This window comes from Paracoccus ravus, from assembly GCF_004522175.1.
Taxonomy (GTDB): Bacteria; Pseudomonadota; Alphaproteobacteria; order Rhodobacterales; family Rhodobacteraceae; genus Paracoccus; species Paracoccus ravus.
In genome coordinates this window covers 1-21,891 of sequence record NZ_SDEB01000005.1, presented here as the reverse complement: position 1 = coordinate 21,891, position 21,891 = coordinate 1, and the positions used below count along the sequence as shown (strand labels likewise).

The 21,891-nt window shown below is 60.6% G+C and carries 17 protein-coding genes, 2 pseudogenes and 1 other annotated feature; of the genes and pseudogenes, 9 read left to right on the top strand and 10 right to left on the bottom strand.

The genetic code is table 11. The features are described 5' to 3' along the window. The first annotated feature begins 90 nt into the window (after positions 1 to 90). From ESZ60_RS05610 to pdeM, 5 genes are read left to right on the top strand one after another with little or no spacing between them, the layout of a single operon-like run. Entirely contained in the window at positions 91 to 567 is a 477-nt protein-coding gene (locus ESZ60_RS05610) for an Lrp/AsnC family transcriptional regulator (protein WP_134679450.1), read from the top strand. A 30-nt stretch (positions 568 to 597) separates the two neighbouring features. After that, positions 598 to 1,587, top strand: a complete 990-nt coding sequence (locus ESZ60_RS05605) for a ligase-associated DNA damage response exonuclease (protein ID WP_134679449.1) — start codon at positions 598 to 600, stop codon at positions 1,585 to 1,587. Then, positions 1,584 to 3,128, top strand: coding sequence for a cisplatin damage response ATP-dependent DNA ligase (locus tag ESZ60_RS05600; RefSeq protein WP_134679448.1), 1,545 nt, complete (start codon positions 1,584 to 1,586; stop codon positions 3,126 to 3,128). Before ESZ60_RS05605 ends, ESZ60_RS05600 begins: the two co-directional genes overlap by 4 nt. Beyond that, positions 3,125 to 5,524 carry a ligase-associated DNA damage response DEXH box helicase gene (locus ESZ60_RS05595; RefSeq protein WP_134679447.1) on the top strand — a complete coding sequence of 800 codons (2,400 nt, stop codon included), beginning with the start codon at positions 3,125 to 3,127 and terminating at the stop codon, positions 5,522 to 5,524. The genes ESZ60_RS05600 and ESZ60_RS05595 overlap by 4 nt, the downstream gene beginning before the upstream one ends. Next, the gene (pdeM, locus tag ESZ60_RS05590; RefSeq protein WP_134679446.1) at positions 5,521 to 6,225 is read left to right on the top strand and encodes a ligase-associated DNA damage response endonuclease PdeM; all 705 of its coding nucleotides are present in this window, start codon (positions 5,521 to 5,523) and stop codon (positions 6,223 to 6,225) included. The genes ESZ60_RS05595 and pdeM overlap by 4 nt, the downstream gene beginning before the upstream one ends. A 9-nt stretch (positions 6,226 to 6,234) precedes the next feature. On the opposite strand, the gene ESZ60_RS05585 is transcribed toward pdeM, so the two are convergent. The 5 genes and pseudogenes from ESZ60_RS05585 to ESZ60_RS05565 all read right to left on the bottom strand — a co-directional run bounded on the left by ESZ60_RS05585 (position 6,235) and on the right by ESZ60_RS05565 (position 11,087). Next, the gene (locus ESZ60_RS05585; protein WP_245155587.1) at positions 6,235 to 6,945 is read right to left on the bottom strand and encodes an outer membrane protein; all 711 of its coding nucleotides are present in this window, start codon (positions 6,943 to 6,945) and stop codon (positions 6,235 to 6,237) included. 674 nt (positions 6,946 to 7,619) lie between these two features. Next, positions 7,620 to 7,722: a sequence feature (AL1L pseudoknot), on the top strand. An 88-nt stretch (positions 7,723 to 7,810) separates the two neighbouring features. Then, a pseudogene (locus ESZ60_RS05580) lies at positions 7,811 to 8,988 on the bottom strand (IS3 family transposase). Between the two features lie 101 nt (positions 8,989 to 9,089). Further along, positions 9,090 to 9,995: a zinc-dependent alcohol dehydrogenase family protein gene (locus tag ESZ60_RS05575; RefSeq protein ID WP_134679444.1), complete on the bottom strand. Its 906-nt coding sequence runs from the start codon at positions 9,993 to 9,995 to the stop codon at positions 9,090 to 9,092. 96 nt (positions 9,996 to 10,091) lie between these two features. Then, positions 10,092 to 10,643 carry a hypothetical protein gene (locus tag ESZ60_RS05570; RefSeq protein WP_134679443.1) on the bottom strand — a complete coding sequence of 184 codons (552 nt, stop codon included), beginning with the start codon at positions 10,641 to 10,643 and terminating at the stop codon, positions 10,092 to 10,094. Positions 10,644 to 10,832: 189 nt separating this feature from the next. After that, on the bottom strand, positions 10,833 to 11,087 hold the full coding sequence (locus tag ESZ60_RS05565; protein WP_134679442.1) for a hypothetical protein: 255 nt from the start codon (positions 11,085 to 11,087) through the stop codon (positions 10,833 to 10,835). Between the two features lie 33 nt (positions 11,088 to 11,120). On the opposite strand from ESZ60_RS05565, the gene ESZ60_RS20700 reads away from it, so the two are divergent. Next, on the top strand, positions 11,121 to 11,270 hold the full coding sequence (locus tag ESZ60_RS20700; protein ID WP_167620073.1) for a hypothetical protein: 150 nt from the start codon (positions 11,121 to 11,123) through the stop codon (positions 11,268 to 11,270). Between the two features lie 19 nt (positions 11,271 to 11,289). Here ESZ60_RS20700 and ESZ60_RS05560 read toward each other — a convergent pair whose 3' ends face one another. The 4 genes from ESZ60_RS05560 to ESZ60_RS05545 are packed head-to-tail and all read right to left on the bottom strand — an operon-like array spanning position 11,290 to position 16,689. Continuing rightward, complete coding sequence (locus ESZ60_RS05560; protein ID WP_167620072.1) at positions 11,290 to 13,077, bottom strand: TniQ family protein; 1,788 nt, start codon at positions 13,075 to 13,077, stop codon at positions 11,290 to 11,292. Continuing rightward, positions 13,074 to 14,033: an ATP-binding protein gene (locus tag ESZ60_RS05555; protein WP_134679440.1), complete on the bottom strand. Its 960-nt coding sequence runs from the start codon at positions 14,031 to 14,033 to the stop codon at positions 13,074 to 13,076. Before ESZ60_RS05555 ends, ESZ60_RS05560 begins: the two co-directional genes overlap by 4 nt. 3 nt (positions 14,034 to 14,036) lie before the next feature. After that, a complete protein-coding gene (locus ESZ60_RS05550) occupies positions 14,037 to 15,977 on the bottom strand; it encodes a Mu transposase C-terminal domain-containing protein (RefSeq protein ID WP_134679439.1) in 1,941 nt (646 codons plus the stop codon). Continuing rightward, positions 15,970 to 16,689, bottom strand: a complete 720-nt coding sequence (locus ESZ60_RS05545) for a hypothetical protein (protein WP_134679438.1) — start codon at positions 16,687 to 16,689, stop codon at positions 15,970 to 15,972. Before ESZ60_RS05545 ends, ESZ60_RS05550 begins: the two co-directional genes overlap by 8 nt. A 77-nt stretch (positions 16,690 to 16,766) precedes the next feature. Here ESZ60_RS05545 and ESZ60_RS21240 point away from each other — a divergent pair, with 77 nt between their 5' ends. Both ESZ60_RS21240 and ESZ60_RS05535 read left to right on the top strand, forming a co-directional pair. Beyond that, complete coding sequence (locus ESZ60_RS21240; RefSeq protein WP_245155586.1) at positions 16,767 to 17,891, top strand: helix-turn-helix domain-containing protein; 1,125 nt, start codon at positions 16,767 to 16,769, stop codon at positions 17,889 to 17,891. Positions 17,892 to 18,041: 150 nt separating this feature from the next. Further along, positions 18,042 to 18,206: a type II toxin-antitoxin system CcdA family antitoxin gene (locus tag ESZ60_RS05535; RefSeq protein ID WP_134679437.1), complete on the top strand. Its 165-nt coding sequence runs from the start codon at positions 18,042 to 18,044 to the stop codon at positions 18,204 to 18,206. A gap of 326 nt (positions 18,207 to 18,532) precedes the next feature. Here ESZ60_RS05535 and ESZ60_RS21035 read toward each other — a convergent pair. Next, a pseudogene (locus tag ESZ60_RS21035) lies at positions 18,533 to 18,634 on the bottom strand (IS5/IS1182 family transposase); the annotation flags it as partial. Between the two features lie 365 nt (positions 18,635 to 18,999). Between ESZ60_RS21035 and ESZ60_RS05530 the strand changes: the two are divergent. Further along, positions 19,000 to 21,804 carry a hypothetical protein gene (locus ESZ60_RS05530; protein WP_134679436.1) on the top strand — a complete coding sequence of 935 codons (2,805 nt, stop codon included), beginning with the start codon at positions 19,000 to 19,002 and terminating at the stop codon, positions 21,802 to 21,804. Positions 21,805 to 21,891 lie beyond the last annotated feature (87 nt).

Sequence of the window (21,891 nt, the reverse complement as noted above, 5' to 3'; positions counted from 1 at the left end):
GTTCGTTCTCGTGATCTCACGCCATCTTGATCCTTGTTCCTGCTATAAGCATTTTGCTTTTTGCAGGGTTTTCCAAGAAATGGTTGTCAGATGCGCAGCAAGTCCCAGAATTTTGATGAAATTGACAACAAGCTATTGGCGCTTCTGCAGCAGGATGCCGATCTGTCGCAGCGCGATCTGGCCGATCGCGTAGGGTTGTCGCAGAATGCCTGCTGGCGGCGCATGAGCCGGTTGACCGAGGCCGGTATCCTGAAGGGCAGGCGCGCGGTCGTCGATGGGGCCGCCTTGGGCCTGGACCTGACCGTCTTCATCATGATCCGCACGCGGCATCACGACGATTCCTGGGCCAGACGTTTCCGCGCCCGGATCGAGGCCCAGCCCGAGATCATCGAATTCCATCGCATCGGCGGCGAATGGGATTACATGGCCAAGGCCGTGACGCAGGGCATGGCCGGCTATGACGCGCTTTACAAACGTCTGATCATTGGCATGGACCTCGAGCGCGTGACGGGCGTTTTCTCGATGGAACCGATCTTCGAGGGGCGGCCGCTGGTCGCGCCTGGTTGATTTGCATGACATGCTCTGGACCTTGGAAAGATGCGCGCGCAATCCCTCCTGTGCCCGACCGAAGCCGGCCTCTACTGCCCCGAGGGCGGGTTTCACATCGACCCGCTGCGCCCGGTCGAACGCGCCCTGATCACCCATGCCCATAGCGATCATGCCCGCTCCGGTCATGGCGCTGTCATGGCCACGGCCGAGACGCTGGACATCATGCGGCTACGGATGGGCCCCGATTTCGCCGCCGCCACGCAGATCGCCGCAGGGCCGCAGCGTATCGGCGGCGTCGAGGTCGATTTCCATCCGGCGGGCCATGTGCTGGGCTCGTCGCAGATCTCGGTCACGGCGGGGGATTGCCGCATCGTCGTGTCGGGGGATTACGCGCGCGCCCCAAACCCAAGCTGCGCCCCGTTCGAGCCCGTGGACTGCGACGTCTTCGTCACCGAAGCGACCTTTGGCCTGCCGGTGTTTCGTTTTCCCGATCCGGCCAGTCAGATCGCCAAGCTGATCGCGAGCATGGACGAGTTTCCCGATCGACCGCATCTGATCGGGGCCTATGCGCTTGGCAAGGCGCAGCATGTGCTCGCGCTGATGCGGCAGGCGGGCTATGACGCGCCCATCGCGATCCATGGCGGGTTGCAGGCGATCTGCGACTATTACATCGCGCAGGGCGTGGCGCTGGGAGAGTTGATCCCCGCGACGGCGGATCAGGTGCCCGCCCAGTTGGTTCTGGCCCCGCCTTCGGCATTCGCGAGCCTTTGGGTGCAGCGGTTCCGCGACCCCGTCATCGGCTTTGCCTCGGGCTGGATGGCGGTGCGGGCGCGGGCGCGTCAACGCGGCGTGGAACTGCCCTTGATCATCAGCGATCATGTCGACTGGCCGTCCCTGACCGCCACGCTGAGCGAGCTCGCGCCCGCTGAGGTCTGGGTGACGCATGGCGCGGAAGACGGCGTCATGCGCTGGTGCGAAATGGCCCAGATCCCCGCCCGGCCCTTGCGGCTGGTGGGCTATGAGGACGAGGCGGAATGAAAGCCTTTGCCGCATTGCTCGAACGGCTGGCCTTCACCCCTGCGCGCAACGCGAAATTGCAGCTTTTGCAGCATTATCTGGAGCGGATCCCCGATCCCGACCGGGGCTGGGCGCTCGCGGCGCTGACCGGAGACCTGCAATTGCGCACCGTCACCCCCAGCCTGCTGCGCGGCTTGGCGGCAGAGCGGGTGGACAGCCAGCTTCTGGCGTTGAGCTATGATTTCGTGGGCGATCTGGCTGAAACGATCGCGCTGATCTGGCCCGAAGGGGCGCAGGACGATCCGCCTTTGTCCACGGCCGTCGCCCTCTTGCAGGGCACGGGCAAGGCGGCCTTGCCCGGAGTGATCGCGGCCATGCTCGACCGGCTCGGCCCGTCCGAGCGTCTGGCCTTTCTCAAGCTTGCGACCGGAAACCTGCGGGTGGGGGTCTCGGCGCGCATGGCGCGGATGGCGCTTGCCGGGATGGGCGGTCCGTCGGTCACCGAGATCGAAGAGATCTGGCACGGGCTCGCCCCGCCTTACGGTCCCTTGTTCGGCTGGATCGCGGGCGGCGCGAGACCCGATTCCGCCGCCCTTGCGCCCTTTCGTCCCGTGATGCTTTCCACGGCGACGGATCCGCAGGAACTGGCCGCGCTTTCTCCACAGGATTATTTCGCGGAATGGAAATGGGACGGCATCCGCGTTCAGGCGGCGAGTGAGGGGGGCGTGCGGCGGCTCTATTCGCGCACCGGCGAGGATATTTCCGATGCCTTTCCCGATGTGATCGAGGCGATGGATTTCGAAGGCACGCTGGACGGCGAACTGCTGGTCCGCCGCGATGCCGAGATCGCGCCATTCGGCGATCTGCAAAAGCGGTTGAACCGCAAGGCGGTGGGCAAGGCGCTGCTGGCCAGCCATCCCGCAGGCCTGCGGCTTTACGATGTCCTGCTGTGGGAGGGGCGGGATCTGCGGCCCGAAGCGCTGCATATCCGGCGGAACCTGCTGGAAAACCTCGATCTGGGCGCAAGGATAGACGTCTCGCCATTGCTCGATTTCACGACCTGGGACGAGCTTGCCGCGCTGCGCGCCGATCCGCCCGCCACGGTGATCGAGGGCGTCATGATCAAGCGCCGCGACAGCCCCTATCTGGCCGGTCGGCCGCGCGGTCCCTGGTTCAAGTGGAAGCGCGACCCGATGGTCGTCGATGCGGTGCTGCTTTATGCGCAGCGCGGGCATGGCAAGCGGTCGGGTTTCCACTCGGACTTCACCTTTGGCCTGTGGCATGGCGCGGAACTGGTTCCCGTCGGCAAGGCCTATTTCGGCTTCACCGATGCGGAACTGCGCGAGCTGGACCGCTTTGTCCGCGCCAACACAACCGAGCGTTTCGGCCCGGTGCGCCAGCTTTCGCCAAAATTGGTGGTCGAGGTCGCCTTTGAAGGTCTGAACCGTTCGACCCGCCATAAATCCGGCGTGGCGATGCGGTTTCCGCGCATCAGTCGCATCCGCTGGGACAAGCCCGCCGCCGAGGCCGACCACCTTGCCACGCTGGAGGCGATGCTGTGACGCTTCCGGCCGCATTTCAGGACTGGTTTTCCCGGCAAGGCTGGGAACCGCATCCGCATCAATTGGCCCTGCTGGCAGCCGAAGGGGATCGGCTGCTCATAGCGCCCACGGGCGGGGGCAAGACATTGGCCGGTTTCCTGCCCTCGCTGGTGGAACTGCGCCAGGCCACGACAAGGGGCTCGGTGCATACGCTCTATGTCTCGCCGCTCAAGGCGCTGACGGCGGATATCGGCCGCAATCTGGCCCGTCCCGTCGCGGATCTTGGTCTGTCGATCCGGATCGAGGACCGAACCGGGGATACCGGCCAGACGCAGCGACGCCGCCAGAGGACCGATCCGCCCGAGATCCTGCTCACGACGCCGGAAAGCCTTGCCCTGATGCTGTCCTATCCCGAAGCGCCCAAGATATTTGGCGGGCTGCGGCGGGTGGTGCTGGATGAACTTCACGCGCTGGCCGAAAGCAAGCGCGGTGATCAGCTGATGCTGTGCCTGGCGCGGCTGCGCAGGCTTTCCCCCGGGCTGCGGGTGACGGGACTCTCGGCCACCGTCGAGGATCCCGCATCGCTGGCGCGTTTCATGGCCGGAGAGGCCCCGGTCGAGGTCATCCTCGCCGATCCCGGCCCCGATCCCGATATCGCCATGCTGCCGACGGCGCGGCCCGCGCCCTGGGCCGGGGGAGGGGGGCATTACGCGATCCCCGAAGTCCTGAACGCGGTCCGGCAGGCCCGCACCACGATCATTTTCATCAACACCCGCGCGCAGGCCGAATTGTTCTTTCAGGCGCTCTGGGCCGAGAATGACGAGAACCTGCCGATCGGCCTCCACCATGGCAGTCTGGCCCGTGAAAGCCGCGCACGGGTCGAGGCGGCGATGGCCGCGGGCGAGTTACGCGCGGTCGTCGCCACCGGCAGCCTTGATCTGGGGATCGATTGGGGCGCGGTCGACCTTGTCATTCAGGTTGGCGCGCCCAAGAACGTGAAACGGCTCGTCCAGCGCATCGGTCGCGCCAATCATCGCTACAATGCGCCGTCAAAGGCGCGGATCGTGCCGGCGAACCGGTTCGAGCAGATCGAATGCGTGGCCGCGCTTGAGGCCGTGCGGGCGCGCGACCTGGACGGCGAGCCGCGCGGGCCGGGGCCTTTGGACGTGCTGTGCCAGCATATCCTTTTGACCGCCTGTGCCGGGCCGTTCGACGCCGACAGTCTCTACTCCGAGTTCACGAGTGCGGGGCCTTATCGCGGGCTCGCCCGCGCGGATTTCGATGCCTGCCTCGATTTCGCGGCGACCGGAGGCTACGCGCTGCGGGCCTATGACCGCTGGCAGCGGCTGATGCTGCGCGACGGGCTGTGGCAATTGCGCGACCCACGCGCCGCCCGGCTGCTGCGGATGAATATCGGCACGATCACCGAGGCCGAGATGGTCCGTGTCAGGCTGCGTGGCCGCGGCGGCGCACCTCTGGGCGAGGTCGAAGAGGCGTTTGCGGCCAGCCTCTCGCCGGGCGACAGTTTCCTGATCGGCGGTCGGGTGGTCAGGATGGATGCGATGCGCGAGATGGTGATCGAGGTCTCGCCCCAGCCCAATGCCCAGCCCAAGATCGCGGTCTATTCCGGCGTTAAGCTGGCCATGTCGACCCAGCTTGCCCATCGCGTTCTGGCGCTGATCGGGGATCCGGCGCGACATGCAAGCCTGCCGGTCCAGACCCGCGACTGGTTGTCCCTGCAAAGCCAGATCTCGCGACTGCCCGAGCCGGGGCTGCTATTGTCGGAAAGCTTTCCCTATGCGGGATTGTGGCATTTCGCGCTTTACGGCTTTGCCGGGCGCAATGCCTTGCAGACCCTCGGACTGCTTCTGACCCGCGAAATGGAGCAGGAGGGGCTTGGCCCCTTGGGCTTTCTTTCAACCGATTACGCGCTGCTCATCTGGTCGATGGATCCGCTGCTCGATCCCGCGCCGCTGCTCGAGACGGCAAGACTGCGCGCAGGTCTGGGGGATTGGCTGGCCGGGAATGCGGTGATGAAGCGGACCTTCCGCAATGTCGCGATCGTGGCGGGCCTGATCCAGCGTAACATGCCGGGGCTGCGGAAATCGGGGCGGCAGGCGACGTTTTCCAGCGATATTCTTTACGATACGCTCAGGAAATACGACCCCGATCACCTCATGCTGCGGGTGACCGCCGAGGAAGCCGGGCGCGGCCTTGTCGATTTCGGCCGGATCGAGGAAATGCTCGCGCGTTCCCCACGTCGCGAACACCTCATGCTTGAGCGGGTCTCGCCCCTCGCCGCGCCGCTGCTGATCGAGGTCGGCAAGGTCCCGATCCGGGGCGAGGGTCGCGAAAGGCTGGCCCGGATCGAGGCCGAAACCCTGATGCGTGCGGCAGGATTGATGGAGATTGCATGACTGGCTGGCGCTTTGATTTTCACGGCCTGCGCCTTGAGGCACGGGTTTCGGGCGCGCTGTGGTGGCCCGAAGGCCGCTGGCTGCTGGTCGCCGATCTGCATCTGGGCAAGTCCGAGCGCATGGCGCGGCGCGGCGGTCCCTTGCTGCCGCCCTATGAAAGCATCGCCACGCTGGATCGGCTGGGCCAGGAGGTCGCCGCGCTTGATCCCTTGCGAATCGTCAGCCTGGGCGACGGGTTCGACGACGATCTTGCGGGCCGCCAGGCGGATCCGATCATCCGTCACGCCCTTGGCCGATTGGCCCATGGGCGGGACTGGCTCTGGCTTTGCGGCAACCATGACCCGTCCTGCCCGGAGGGGCATCCGGGTGAGGCCGAGGCGGTGTTTCACCTCGGCGCTGTCCTGCTGCGACATGAGGCGGTTTCGGGCGATGGTCCGGACATATCGGGCCATTTCCATCCCGTTCTACGCCTTGCAGGTGAAAGGAAACGAACATTTCTTGTCGGAGATCAGCACCTTATCCTTCCCGCCTTCGGGGCCTACACCGGCGGCTTGCCCTATGACGACCCGGCATTGCGGCGGCTGGTGCCCGAGGGGCTGGCGCTGGCTTGCGGCCGACAGATCCATGCCTTGCCGATCCGGGGGGATGCGTCCGGTTGGAACACGAAAAAGGGGCGCCAATGGCGCCCCGGCTTGCGGTGATCAGACCGATCAGAACTTGTAGTTCACACCGATCTTGAAGTTGTGATAATCCATCGTGGCCCGGGTGCTCAGGCCCTCGGCCTCGAGAGTTTCCTTGCCGAAATCGGCATATTCCCATTCGCCTGTGACGGACATCCGGTCGTTGATCATCCGTTCCACGCCCAGACCGACGATGTAGCCATCGGCGTCATAGCTGACATCCGTGTCGTAGATCTCGTAATCGACGCTCGCCCGCGCCCAGCCGGCGATACCATAGACCATGGTGTCGGGGCGGACGATGTAGCCGGTCTTGAAGCGCAGGGCCAGGATATTCTCGACCTTGGCATCCGCGCCAATGTTCACGGAATCGCCGTCGACGACGATATCCGCGCTGGTCTCATCCCGGATATCGGCGAATTCATAGCCAAGCTCCGGTCCAAAGGTCCATTTGTCGCGCTGCCAGCGATAACCGACCCGCAGGCCGATATTGGCACCATTGACCTCGACTTCGCCGATATTGCCCAGGAGCGTGTCCGTGCTGTCGCTGATGCCGACCTCATCCGATCCGCCAAATGCATAGCCCAGCGTACCGCCGAAATAGCCGCCGGACCAATCGGCGATCGGCTCTTCGATGACGGGGGCTATGATGGGCTCTGTCACAGGCGGCGTGTAACCACCAGCATAGGCGGCGGCACTCGCCCCGAGAGTGAGGGAGGTCGCCATTACAGTGATCTTCTTCATGCTCATTTTCTTCTCCAGAGGGCAATGCGCCGATCCGTCGACCGGGCGATCCAGAATGCCAGGCGGCAATTCGCGCCAGCTACGAAGAAGAAAACTACCCGTCCGCGCGAAATCCAAGCGTTAATCTTTGCCCGTGCAAATTAATCTTTTGCCGATGTGGCAAGATTGTCGAGAAATGGTGTTTTTGCACAAATCTCGCACTTGATCTGGCCTGCCTCCAGAAAAGTGGTCAATCCTGAGTCACGCCCGAGCACGCGCGGGATTCGCGCTCTGGCTGGCTTCTGATTCAAATTTCCCAGAGGCGAGTGATCCAGGGGAATTTTGAATATCACCCGGTGGATGGCGCCGCGTGAGACACTGCCGATCCGCGAGAACAAGTTTTCCCTGACGTTCGTGACCGCGCATAGCGGCCGGTCCCCGTTGACCAAGGTCAACGCGGATCGCGGTGGCAGGCAGTGAGGTCGATTTCCGCGAAGATCGGCTGTGCGCCCCTGACCTGAACGAGGGAGCCAGGAAGGCGGAGGGCGACAGCGGCAAGCGCGGGCATCCCAACCGAAATGGCCGAGAAGGTGAAGGCGCTGGACGGGGAGAGCCGGGAGTTGCGTCGGGCGCACGAAATTCTTCGTCAGGCGAGCGCGTCGATCTCGCCACTTTAACCGGTGGCATGACGTGATCGCCTTGCGATGGCGGAGCTCGACCGACGGTCGGCGGTTTATTGAGGCGCATCGAATTTCGCATGTGGGCGAGCCGATCTGTGGTTTGCTGCGGATCGCCTCTTCCATCTGCTACGAACGGCAGGATGAAGGATGGCGTTCCGATGAAGAAGTCACGTTTTACGCAGGCCCAGTGAATAGCCTCGAGTTTCTTAGACGCCTTCACGTCTCATCATCTGCTGCCGCTCGAACTCGACAGGCGACAGCATCCCGTTCCTCGCATGCTTGCGCTTCGGGTTGTAGAACATCTCGATGTTATCGAACACGTCCCGCCTTGCGTCTTCGCGGTTCCGGTAAGTCCTGCGCCTGATCCGCTCGCGCTTGAGCAGGTTGAAGAAGCTCTCGGCAACGGCGTTGTCATGGCAGTTGCCACGGCGGCTCATGGAATGCTCCAGATTGTTGGCGCGCAGGAACGCAGCCCAATCCATCCTGGTGAACTGACTGCCCTGATCCGAGTGGATCAGCACCTTGTTCTTCGGCTTTCGCCGCCACACAGCCATGAGCAGCGCCTGCAAAACGACATCTGTCGTCTGCCTGCTTTGCATCGACCAGCCGACCACGCGCCGGGAATACAGGTCGATGACCACCGCGAGGGAAGCGAACCCCTCTTGCGTCCGGATGTAGGTGATGTCGGTTACCCAAGCCTTGTCCGGAACCTCGACATCAAACTGCCGGTCGAGCCCTCGCCGGTTCTCTCGAACCGGTGGCGTTCACCGGCTCGATGTCGACCACGACCGACGGCTTGCCGCCATAGCTGCCGGGGCGGCGCTTGTAGCCGATCTGTGCCTTGATCCCCGCAAGCTGCGCCAGCCGGGAAACGCGGTTCGGACAGATGATTTAGCCCTGTTCGACCAGATCGTCATGCAGCTTGCGGTAGCCATAGACCTTGCCGCTCTCCGCCCAAGCCTTACGCAGTAGCTCGGTCTGGCGCCTGTCTTCCTGCGCCGGCTGGCTCAGCGGTGTCTTCAGCCACGCGTAGAACCCGCTCGGCTGGATACGCAGGCAGCGGCACATCGCCCGCACCGAAAACTGACCTCGATGCTCGGCCACGAACGCGTATCTCACTTTGCATCCCTGGCGAAATACGCGATGGCCTTTTTTAGGATGTCGCGCTCCTCCGACACCCGCGCCAGCTCACCTTCAGCCGACGGATCTCGGCATCCTTCTCCGTGTCACCCGACATCGCCTTCGCGAACTTGCGCTTCCAGGCATAGAGCGCGTGCGTGCTGACGCCGAGCCGCTCCGAAACATCCTTCGCCGGGTAGCCCCGTTCCGTGATCTGCACGACAGCATCGCGCTTGAAGTCGTCAGTGAAATTGCCCGTGCCCATCATGGCCTCCTTGCCTCAAAATTAGCGAAGAAGGCGTCCACAAAATATGGGGCTATTCAAACGGCGACCTCAGCCCCTCGGCGGCGGTGCAGGGAAAGCAATCATTTTCCTGGCTGCGTTAGGACCACGACTTTCCCAAAATGTCGCCCGCTTTCCAGATAGGCATGGGCCTCGGCGATATTCTCCAGACCGAAGCTGCGATCGATTTTCGGGACCACATGACCTGCGGTGATGGCCTTGTTGAGGAAGTCCTGCGCCCGGCTCAGGGCCTCCGGGTCGTCGGTCACCTCGGTGTAGTAATAGCCGCGCAGGGACAGGTTCTTGCGCAGGGCGAGCTTCAGCGGGAAAGGCGTCGGCTCCGGGCTCAGCGCGCCATGAATGACGATGCTTCCACGCGGGCGCATCGCTTCGGCGATCTGTGCGACCTGAGGGCCGCCGACTGCATCGAAGGCCGCGTCGATGCCAACCGGAGAAGCCCAGGCGAGGCCTTGGGCCAGATCTTCACTTTCCATCACGATCACCGCCCCGGCCCCGGCTTCCAGCACCGGCTGGCGCAGGCTTTCGCTGAGGACGGTCGCGATCGGGAAAGCTCCGACCGCGCGGGCAATCTGGATCGCGGCCAGTCCCACAGTGCTGTTTGCCGCGGTGATCAGCACATGCTGGCCTGCGCGGATCCGGCAGATCTCGATCAGCGCGCCGTAGGGCGTGACATAGGACATCCAGAGCGCGGCGGCCTCTGCGTCGTTAAGCCCTGCCGGGCAAGGCAGGACGCGCGAGGCCGGAACATTGACCCAGTCCGCGCAGGTGCCATGGGCCCCGAGCGGCGCGCCGGGTACGACGCAGACCCTGTCGCCGATCTGGAAACCGCCGACCCCTTCGCCAAGTGCCGTCACCCGGCCCGAGGCCTCGAAGCCAAGGCGCGAGGGCAGTTCCGCCTTCTCGATATAATTGTTGCGGCGGAACTGAAGGGTAGCGCGTAAAGTTGCGCGTCGTTTACGTAAAATCAATGACTTAGCCACCCTACTTCGCACATAAAGTTGCGCGGACTTAGCGCATAAAGTTGCGCGTCTATGACCGCAATTTATATGTTAATTATCAATAACTTAGTTTTGCTCAGTTGATTTCTTCGCCCGCGGTCGAACTGACGACTTTGCTTTTGCAGCAATTTTTGAGTTGGGGTCTGGGATTGAACGATCCGGACTAGGTTGGGCAAAATCTGCGGGATCAAGGTCCTCGAAAAACGCGGTGGGCGGCGGCGGCACGATTCCGGCCAGAATTCCGAATTTGACCCGCGCAGTTTTCGGTTTGGTCTCGGGCCCGTACCCTTTCGCTTCGGCAACATGGCGGGCAATGGCTCTGGCATCGCCCTCTTGGATCGCTTGGAACAATGATCGCCCACCCAGCGCGCTGTCGGGGGCGAGCAGGATATTCAGGATCACCCATGGATCGTCGTCTTCATGCGCTATCAAAACAAGGTCGAGGCCCGGAAGCATCTCGCCAAGCTTTGCTATGAGCTCGCGGCGATGTGTGATGGAGCTATCAGCGGCTTTTGACTGGGTCATGTGCCATAGTCTCACAGGGCAAGGCGAGTCGCCACGCTGAACGCACTTCTGGCTGCGTTGTTTTCGCTCCCGGACATAGCCCTTGATGATCATGTAGCCGCCGGTGAAGCCTTGGTCCTCTCGCAACCTGTTGAATACCCGCTTTGCCGTGTGCCGCTGACGTCGGGCGTAAGTGGATCGGACTAGCTGGGTCGGAGCCTGCGGGTTCCGGATCCTCCGGCCTGGATCGGCAGGAATGCATGCCGCCCAGAATCCCGATTTTGCGTGGCGTTCCCTGGCTGCTTAAGCGAACCCGTCGCCCCTCGCTTGGGCGATATGCCGGGCAATGGCTCGCTCATCGCCCTCTTGAATTGCTTCGAGCAATGTTCGTCCACCCAAGGCGCTGTCGGGCGCGAGCAAGATGTCGAGGATCACCCATGGGTCGTATTCCTCATACGCCATCAAGACAAGTTCCAAGCCCGGGAGCATTTCGCCGAGCTTGGCTATGAGCTCGCGGCGATGCGTGATGGAGCGATCAGCTGCGTCTGACAGGGTCATGTGCTATACTGGCACAGCACAAGGGGAGTCGCCATGCTCAACATCCTCGCCGCGATCACCGTAACGGTGCTTTGCTGTTGGCCGCTCGCGCGTCTTCTAGTCGGCCTGTCTCGGGAAAATCGTCACCGTCGCGAGATGCTGGAGGAGTTCATGAGAATGAGCGGCGACGGCGACGACGTCTAACTATCTAATTTCAATGCTTTTAGATGAGTTTCGCCAGATCGGGCATCGCGACCAGATGGCCGCGCCAGGCGGTTCCATCCTGAGTTGCGCCCGTCGTCTGGATCTCCTTTCCCGCGAGCTTCTTTAGCATACTGCGCGATGATGTGTCGGCCTGCTGCGCGAGGACGGATACCGGGACGTAGGCCATCTGGAAGCGGGCAAGTGCGGCGGTATTGATCACGCGCTTCAGCCCGCCAGCATGTTCTGTGGTCTCGTGCTCGATCAGACCCTGCTGGCACCAACCCGAAATACATTGCTCCTTCCAGCCGGTCTGCCGTGCAAGTTCTTGAACGGTCAGCCCGGTGCCGCGTCTGGCCTTGCCCAGCAGCATCTGAACTTCCTCGAGCGGGAACCGGAACTTGCCGAATGCGCCGGAGATGCTGTGAGGGCACGGGGGAAGGGCGCCCTCGGCGATGGCCTGAAAGACGGAGGTGAGACCCGACCGATCGGTCGTGTAGCGCAGGTTGAGGTCTTGCAGCGCGATCGTCTTTCCGGGGACGGGGGTCGCGTTCTTCGCGATGCCAGCCACCATGGCCTCGAGCGCATCGAAGTCATGTGGCCCATCGACCAGCGGCGGCAGCTCCTTCGGTAGGCTCGCGGCAAATATGTCGGCCTCGGCAAGCAGATCGTATTGTTTGCGCGAAATGCCGAGGAAATCCCGTGCGTGGGTCTTGTCGATGAAGCGCTGGCGGTTGGTGATGATGGACTCGACGGTTTCCAGATCGATGGTCGTGTGGCGGTGTCCGAAGCCACTCGTGAAGGTTCTGCCTGCGATGGCCCCTGCCGCGACTGCCTCGACGATGCGTCCGGCCCTGATACCGATCCGCCGCCCTGCCTCGGCAGCGCTGATCCAGCGCCTGTCCACGGAGCGCGAGGCTTGGGGAGCACCAAAATACCTGCCGTCGAATTCCTGGCGAACGACCTGCTCGAAGGCTTGATGGAACACCCGGTAGGCCGGATGCCGGAAGCGCATGAAGCGCTGATACCACTTGCCCAGCCGTGCAGGGGCCGAGGCTTTTTCCTGATCACTCTGTCGCAGGCGCAAGGAGACATCCTGCTCAAATGCCTCGGGCCAGTTGCTTAGCAGAGGCTCGATGCTGCGCAGTTGGCCGCGGGCCTGCTCGACAGTCTTCGGCAGGACGATCTTGCCATGTTTCCCGGTGACGGGTGCGGTCTGGCTTGCGATGAGGAAGAGCAGGAAGGAACTGATATCGGACGGCGTTTGGAAGGTGAGCGAGGGCGGCAGGCTGCCCCGGCTCGGATGCATCTGCCCTGCGATCAACGCGGAAACCGCGACCTCCCAGTCACTGGCGGCTTCGCGCCTGCAGTGGGTCAGATAGTGCCCACAGCGGCAGGTTGCGTGGCCGCCATGACCGGGCTGCATCGTCTCGGCGCAGATCGGGCAGAAATCCACGAGAACCAGCGCATGCTCGGGACAGGCGGTGGCGAAGCAATGCTGCCATGCCTGGTGGCGGGGATTTCCGCTGGCAAGGCATTCGGGACAGACCGGGGCCGAATGCCGCCGCTGGAAGCCCCATGTCAGCCCGGGGATTTTTGAAGATGCCCTTGGCAGCATGGGATCGAGTGTTCCGGCGGGCAGGTCTAGCAGTTGCTCGAGTTCAGAGGCGCGCTCAATCAGGGGCCGGCCAAAGTCGAAGCCGACGCCGCGCAGCAGATCCCCGACTTCATCCCGGAACTCGGCTTCAGCGTGGCGGCGCAGGAAGCCGTCCAGGCTCTCTTCGGGCAGGGGCGTGGTCACCAGCTTCACGACGACATCTCCATGTCCCAATAGGCCTTCAACCCGACATCCGTCGACAGCTCGAAATTCAGACCTGCCTCGTGCATGACGATTGCGTAGGATCGGACGAGATCTGTCTCGTCCGGCTCATTGGACTCGAAGAAGGATGAGACCCGAATTCCCGATTGTTGCATCGCCGCGGCACCACGGCGCAGATCGGCAAGGCGGATCGCTGACGGGGTGTCGGCCAGGCTGGCGCCCACAAGCCTGGTGATGACCGGGATCCTCCCGCCCGAGGCGCCGTACAGACGACGGACGAAGTCCTCGACATCGAGGTCTACCCGGATGCCGGAAGTTTCGAGATTGTTCAGCACCACCTGTACGGTGCCCACGAACGCGTCTCGATCATCGTCGTTCTGCCAGTCATAGGGCTTGAACAGCACGGTGCTGGTGGCCCGGTCACGCAGTTGCTCATTATGATCGATGGCGGCCTGAAACTTCGGAAGCCCGGACAGGATCAGCGAAGCCCCGGTTCCATCGGCGATGGACCTGAACAAGTCCGCGGCGGCGCCGATGCCAAGCTTCGATGCCTTTTCGACGATGCGGCTGCATTCATCGAGTGCGATGACCTCGATGCCAAAGCTGTCGATCACGCGAAACAGCCTGTCGCGAAGGTCGTTCGTCCGCTCCGAGAAACCGCTCTTGTAGCCGAGGGCAGAGAGGATGGCGGCATAGAGCCCCCGCGCAGTGACAGATGCGGGCACATCGACTCGGGCGAACGTCCTCTGCGGCGCCAGAGATTTTCCTTGTGGCGACGTCTCGATCAGGCGGTGAATAAGCTCGGACTTGCCGACGCGCGTCGGGCCCAGCAAGGGGATGATGCTGCCTTGCCCGGGAGGGCACGTGGCGAGATGCGCCCGGATACTCTGTTCCGCGTCGCAAAATGCGCCATGGCGGATGAGCGGGGTGGGGTTCGCAGTCTTCATTTTCTACTCCTGATGGACCTTGTCGATCTCCGGCAGGCTGCTCTGCAGGCGGATCGGCAGTCTCGGGGTAGATCGGTTCGCCTTGTCGATCGCGGAAGTCTTGGATGAATCCTGCCCCGAATTCCGGGTCGCGTTGATTTCCTTGTGCCGCTGCCGGCGTTGCTCGGCTTTGCGGATGTCCTTGAGAGCCCGGGAAGGTTTGGCCTTGCCGCGGGCTTTGGCCATGTTCTGGCCATTGTCCGCGAGATCAGCGGCATACTCACGTGCCTGGCGATCTTTCTCTTTCGCGGCAGGATCGGCTTTGCGGCGCGCCTTGCCTTCCTCCAAGCTGACACCGGTAGCCTCATCGGCCTTTGCTGGAACCGCGAAGTACTGTCCGGTCAAAGGGTCCTTGACCATGATGTGGCCGGAATTCGTGGGGTCATGGAGGATCGTGACGTTGGTCCCGATGCCGTGCTGGCCGATGAGGTCACGTAACTCCGAGGAGTGATAATGGATGCCGCCGACTGCGATACCGTAGGAATGCACCTTTCGATTTCTGGACTCGATCATGAAGATCGCGTCAAGGTCGCGCGGTGAACTGGGATACGTCACCTCCCTGGCCAGCCGATTCCAGCTTGCAGCTGGCGATTCGGCCTGCCGAAGAGGGGAATGGATCAGTCGCCGGATCTTGTGGATGTAGCTGTTATAGACCCAGAGGACGAGCATCTTCTGCAACTCGTCCAGCGTGAGCGTGGCCTCCTTCATGCCCTTGGCGGTTCGCTGCCGGTTGGGCAGATCCTTTGAGTGGCTGGATCCAGGGAGGGTCTGCAGGAATCGGTTCAACTCCCGGAAAAACCGCTCGACGAAGGGCTTCTTCTCCGGGCATCCGGGTATGTTCTTGGCAAATTCGATATGGGCGTTCTCAACGACGACGTTGAGATTGCTGCCGCTGTTTTCACTTCCCTGATCGGTAGAAATGACCTTCGGCGTGCCGAATGCTTCAATGCGATTCTCTGGTGGTATTTCGTGAAAATCAAAGTATTCGCAGCCGCGCATTGTCATCACATCCCTGATCGTCTGGATGACAAGGGTCTCGTTCGGTGCGTCGAGTGAGGCGCGGATCCAAGGAAATCCGGTCGCCGCACATACCGCTGCACAGATGAAAGGCCTGCCGACACAATTTCCCTTCGCATCGGCGAGATGGATATCGCCCTTCGTGCAGTCGATTTCGACAAGGTCCAGCGGCGCATGGACGCGGTGATAGAACTGGGATTGCAGGAGGAACTTCTTGCTGGTCTGCGAATCGTGCCTTGCCGAGACGACGTCATCGGCACGGATCGTCGCAATGACCGCTTCGAGACAGCGTCGATCGCAATTGCCGGGTTCCCGGCCTTCTGCCTTGCAGGCCACCTCGTATTTTCGTCTTACCTGGGGCACGATATTCCAGATCGCCAGCCTGTCATTCTGCAAGTAGTTTCGCTCAAGGACATCGAAGACAGTCTTCCTGTAAAGCTCGTCGTATCGGGCGCCCCGATTGCCACGTTCGGCAAATTTGGGCGTGAGCGCCGCCTTGCCCTCGCGGGCAAGTTTCGTCTTCCAGTTTTGCAGTGTCCGGAGGCTGAACATGGCCGGCGCATAGGCTGCAAAAACTGGATGAGATCTCAATTCTTCGCTGAGGACCCGATGCGCTTCCTTTGCACTTCTACCGCTGCGGCGAAGTTGCTTGTCGCGGGTGATCGCATGCTGGATCATTGCTTGGTAGTTGCGAGCATGCTCGTCATGGATCGGGGGAGAGTTCCCGTCGTCACCTGGCCGAAGGGCTTGGCCATTGGCGATCATCTCGCGGTATCGATCGTACTCGACCTCGACCTCCGCTCCATCGCCACAGCGCAGAAGGACGTGGGCACCCTTGCGCGCGACGAAGGCCATCGGTGCTTGGGAAGTTCCGTCAAAATCAAGCATGGGGCTTCTCCGCAGTGATCGGGAAGGGCAGGCGCATCAGATCCGTTGCAACGCCGGCGGCTGTGATGATGAGGGATCTCGAGTTCAATCGCGCACCGGCAAGATCGGTTGCCAAATGGCCGCTGGCGAGCAGGGAAAGGATGTCCGCCTGAGTTCTTCCGCCCTCGGTGAGAGACGCGAAGCTCCGCGGCTCTCGGCACTCCTCCTGAAGCGCCTGGACGGTCTGGTCGGCGACAGCGTGACCGTACCATGGCCATATCAGCCGCGTATTCTGCACGAAGGTATCGCAGAGCAGGTTTTCATCGACCAGGATGAGTTTCCAGCCGAAGCCTGCGAACATCCGTGGGAGCAGGAGCGTGTCGGGGTACTTCCTGATCAGGGCGGAGTGCTTCACTTCGACATAGACGATGGCCCTGCCCAGCTTGACCTCGAAATCGGGCGTGTAGCATCGCCCTTTACCGCTGGTCGCCTCCGAAAGGGCTTTGGCAGAGCGATATTTTCGACCGGTGGCGAGGTCGAAACTCGCGGGCTGGGGGCGGAAGGATGTGACCCTTGGATCGAGACCGATGGCGATGGCGGCACTCGCCTCCAGCCGGCTCTCGGTCTGGATCAGCCCCTTGCATTTAGGAGGCGCAACCCAATGCGCCTTCTTCTTCATGCCGCGCTTATGGATGCGCCGGGCCACCGGCTCTGCCTTGCTGTCGATGCGCATTTTGCGCCACCCTTTCCGTTAGCGATACTAACACAGATCGCCCGACTCTCTGAGCCGTTTGTTGCTATGCTCACCGCATGATTTCAGACGCCTCCCTTCGCGAGATTGCCTCCAAAACCGATTGGCTCACATTTGCCAAAGCCCTCCGCATTGCGATGCGGAACTGCTCGGGCTACGGTTTCGAGAATCCCGACGACCTGCTGCGTGAAGTCGCGCGATTGCGCGGCGTTCAGGTGGCAAGCCTACGAAACCCTCTCGCGGCAGAACGTTGGTACGCAGCGCACTTCCCGGAAACGGATGTGACGGAAGTTTCGCCTGTGAGTATGGTGAGCCTGCTTTTGTTCGCCCAAATTTGGCGCATTGACAGTGGCTTAGCCAGACGCATGCAGCCGAGGTTTATTTCTGGCCAAATCAACCGCGACGAACTCAAGGCTGCGCTTGAAGCTGCGAAGCAGGAGTCTGGCGGTCGTGGGCTCGCCGCGCACGAGCGTTTCTGGCAGGCGGAACGTTTCGTACGATCGGTACATTCCTATCTTCAAAAAAACATTGAAGTGCTTGGCTTCGGGGCGAATGCCAGGATCGAGGATGCAGGCTCCTCGGGGGATGGTGGCGCAGACCTCCTGGTAATGGTTGGGAGCCAGGTCGTCATGGCAATCCAGATCAAGCAATCGCGTCAGAAACTGCATCGCCGCTACTTGATGGACGTGCTCGGGCGGTTGGGATTATCAGCGCGTCAGTTTCCGGCAATGCTGCTGATCGTTGCAGGATCGTGGCGAGATTCGATGGATGAGTTGGTCGCTCTGCGGGCCGATGCTCACATGATGAATGTCAATTTCGCGCTGTTCGAGGATGATGAGCATGGGGCTGGCGCCCTGACGATGGTTGAGCCGGAATGGCCGCTCCGGAAGGAGCCCCTGACGGCAATCGAACTGGCCACAAGCGCGCGGGCGCGACGGCTCGGTTTCAATCTATCGCAGCAGGACCTGGCGGAACGCAGCGGGGTGCCGTTGTCGGCCATTCGGCGTTTTGAAACCTCGGGCGAGGTTACCCTCGCGAGTCTGCTGGCGATCTGTGATGTGCTGGAGGTCACTGACCGGCTTCATAGCCTCTTTCCGCCTGCACCGCCTCGAACGCTTGACGAGTTGGACGGCCCCAAGTCACGCACTTCCCGCAAGCGGCCCTCTCCACGACGCAAGGTGTGACTTGGTCGCGTTGGTCAACCCCCGGGCTCCGCCAGCCAAGCATCTCGATGCCCTGTTCACCTGCTGCAGCACCCAGCCCACAGTACCTTCCATCGCACGCGCGCACCCGCTAAAGTTGTCAGTGCAGGATCTCGCATCGAGGGCACTGACATGACATCAGAAAGCGCCAAGGAGCGGGCAGCCGCATGGTTTCGTGAGAATGAGGCCGCGCTTGCCGCCGAAGCCAAGTATATCGAAGAAAACGGCATTCCCGGCGCTGATATCGGGCTGGCATCGATCGATCGCCTGCAAAGCGGACGGGGCGGCGCTGAATAAGCGTTTCAGCTGAACATGTATGGCGACGAAGTGTCGGGCGGCGCTTTCGCCTGAGTGACGTCGAGAGGCAGCCCCCCATATGCGCCGCAGGGATGGGTGAAGTTCGCTATAATCTGATCATCCGAATGCACGTGACCCGCTCGAGCGCGCGTCGGTGCCGGCGGCGGGAACTTATCCCCACGACTGCGAGAGCGAGGTGGGCACCTTCTCAGAACTGTCCGCCGCGCGGAAATGGGAGGACATTGTCCCCTTGCGGCACCGCGGTGGCGCCTCTGGGTGTTGGACAAATGGCCGGTCGGGCAAACGATGCCCTTCCCCGTTCACCTTCAGGCAACGGCCTCGATCTCGGCCCTGCCGAGGGCCGAGGCGCGGTTCATGATCGCGATGCGGATGTGGATCTCGGCGGTCTGGCGATCGGGATCACGGGGCAAGGTCAGATTACCCCACGGAACGAAGTATGCACCCGGGGGATCCAAAGCAGAAGGCCACCTCTCCGTCAGCTATGTGCACAAAGAAGGAGATGCCCCGCTACAGCGGCTGACCATCTGTGCGCCAAACCGCTTGACGAAAACACCCCCGTTAGCGAAGCCCTGAACCTAATGCGGTTCATTAGTGACGCGCAAAGTGCGTCACGTTAGATTGCAGCGCAACAAAGGGCTGCGAGAAACCGGCTCATAAGATTCGATAGGGGTTAGTGTTGCTTAGGCCGAAAGTCAAGAATCTGTTGCGTGCGATGCAGGACCGGTCGCACAATGCGTCACAAATCACCGCCCACAATAATCTGCGAAAGCTGATGACCGCACAAGAGTGCGGGGCCGTCGAAAACCTTCTGAGGGAAGCCCCGCTATATTCGCATCTTTCCCTCCCGCCGGAATTCCCTAAGGCGCCGCCGAACTTCGAAAAGTATATCCGCCTTACGCCCCAAGCCATCGAGAACGAACTCACCGCCCTACGGCTACGCGTCACCCGCAACTATGAAGCCATATCCAAGATTCTTTCAGGGCTTAGAGCAATAGACGATTTCATCCTTGCCGACGAGCTCACGTCAGCAACTGAGCTGATGAAGACGATCTATCAGGAGTATGGATACTCGTTCGCGCTCCTGCGGAGGATATCGCTGGTCGCGACCATCAGTGACACGTCCGGCGACGCACACGCATTTTGCGTAGAGCACCTACGCACGAGCGGGATGGAGCGCAAGAATTTGATCGTAGTTTTGCTATTGGACACGCTGGGTGAGAGCTACGAGACGTTCACAATTAAAAAGGGCGTTCACGCCATCAAAGATCGCGGTAAGGATAATCAATTCACAAGGGACATTGCCCGATTCGTCCACACCCCTTTTGCCGAGACATCAGAGGAACGACTCTCAACACTCCAGAGCTTCTCTCAGTATTCCCTCGTAGATGCCGTAATTTACTTCTGCATTCAATATTTGAATGTCAAGCTCAAGCTCTCATCAAGTCGTGAAGAAGCGGCAGCGCAACTTCTAACCGAAACGCTTTCTAGCACATGGCGAAGTCTCTTCGTCGCCCACCGTGCAGAGTTCGAGCCTCTCTGCGCGGACGATTACATGTTCTACAGGCGAAGCATCACGTGGATCGAGCACGAGGAGATCGCTCAGTTCCGGAATGCTGTCGACCCCTACTTCTCCGATAGGGAGATGGCGGCGGATGTCGCTAGAGCGAGTTCGTTTGATGCCGCTTCATACAAGAGTCGATATTTCTCGAGGATAAAATCCGTCCAAGACCTTCTTGTCCCGAACAGTAAAGATCCTCTCCGACTCGACATCTATGATCCAAGTCACGTCGGGACCTTCGTCCGCACCATTGCCTTCCTATACGTTCTTGAGCGGACAGAGGGTCGATCCAAAGCCACCGCGGAAGAGTTCCTAGAGTTGATGAACAAAACTAGAGACCTCGCCAACATCGGAAATAGGCTCTACCTTGAGGCCTTTTCTAAGGAGGAGGAGGACGATCTAAAGTCTTTCATCGTAACCTGCTTGATTTCACGGAAGTCTCGACGTGATTCAGACACATTCGTCCTAAGACGGCTGCTTCAATGTATTTTGCTTTCAAGATTTGATGGAAATCTGGTCAAATTTCTCGACTTCCTTGAGGGAATCGCGCCAGCAGCAGCTGACTTCGTGTATGAACTGTGCGACGAGACATTCTTAAGTCAACTTTTCAGAATCTACAAAGAAACTGACGACTTCTTTGAGGCCAGAGCTGCACTACACGAGTGGTATGGAAAGAACAGAGACCAGCCCGTCTATGCTCAGAGGGCGAATGCGCTTCGCGTCGACCTCAAACTCAAAAAACTTCGCGGCGAGATAGACGATACTCGTATATATGTCGATCCAAGTCGCTTCATTGAATGGGTCCATGACCGACTATTCGTTGAGATAAGTGGCGTCTTGCGGCTTAAGGTTGCGATAGCGTTTAACCTCCTTCTTCTGAAGGAAGCCAGCGCAGAACTGCCGCATCAAGACACCCCGGAGCGCCGACTGGCACTCGTAATTGGCGAGGCCTATAAGGAGTTCTGCGCAAACACAATTTTCGGAATAGCATCCTATCTGGGACGAAGAATACGCCACGGAACACTGAAAGGTGTCATGGCTAGCCCAGTTGCGACACTGAGAGCGGATCAGAGATTTGCCCAACTATTCGAGAATGACGACTTCAAACATGCTTTCGATACTTGGTATCTGAATTACGTTTCGGGAATCGACCACCTCGCCGCTGAGTATCTGCAAGTACATTCCAGCAAGAAGCCAAAGGGACTCTTGGATACTGATATTTTCAGAAAAGACAGAGCCGACATTGTTCGCGCGGCGATGATTGACATAATCGATACCTTTGACAGCACTCAGTCCTATCCCAGCGTCAATGCATTACTTTACAGTTATTGCTGGCGGATGGCAGAGTTGGACTTGAAGCGCATCAGGGACCATGTTGGGAACTGCCGTCACTCTTGGGGCAACGCTTCAGACCTGAGGCGAGTATTGCCAGGAGCAGTCGAGGCAATTGGCCGAAACTTTGTTCGAGAACTAGGGCATCTCGTGGATGAACGCTTTCGCATTGTGGTAAGTTGGTTCAAACAACCGACCAACCTCTCTCCATCGGCCCCACTCCTTCTGCTGTTCGATGCTGTGATGTCTGAGGTCCAAGAGGCTTTCGGCGACTACCAACCATTATATGATAATTCACCCAAGCAAGAGATAACACTTTCGGGTGGGGCATATCAGCTTGTGTATGATGCGCTCTATGTTGTTCTCTACAACGCTGCGAAGCATGGGAAGAAGTCTGGCTCACTCACCTATGATTTCATCGTCACGAGTGCGGTGCAGAATAAGCCAGAGCTAATCGTCTTCGTGTCATCGGAAATTCGCGATGAGGACACGGAGGAAGAGGTCATGGCAAGCATCCAAGCAGCGCTTGAGGGAGACATAGATAATGCACTCGTCACCGAAGGTAAAAGCGGGTTCCGAAAACTTGCGCGAATGGCCAAAGACAAGAGTGAAATGAAGGGCGTAAATGTGGATGTGAGAAGCAGGTGCGTCGGTAATCCTCCCCGTTTTAACGGGGCGCAGAAGTAGACCTCAGGCAGCCATTTTCAGTTTCTGGGCGGGTGTGATGCCGCCGATGCCCATGTTGGGGCGCTCGTTGTTGTAAGTCCATAGCCA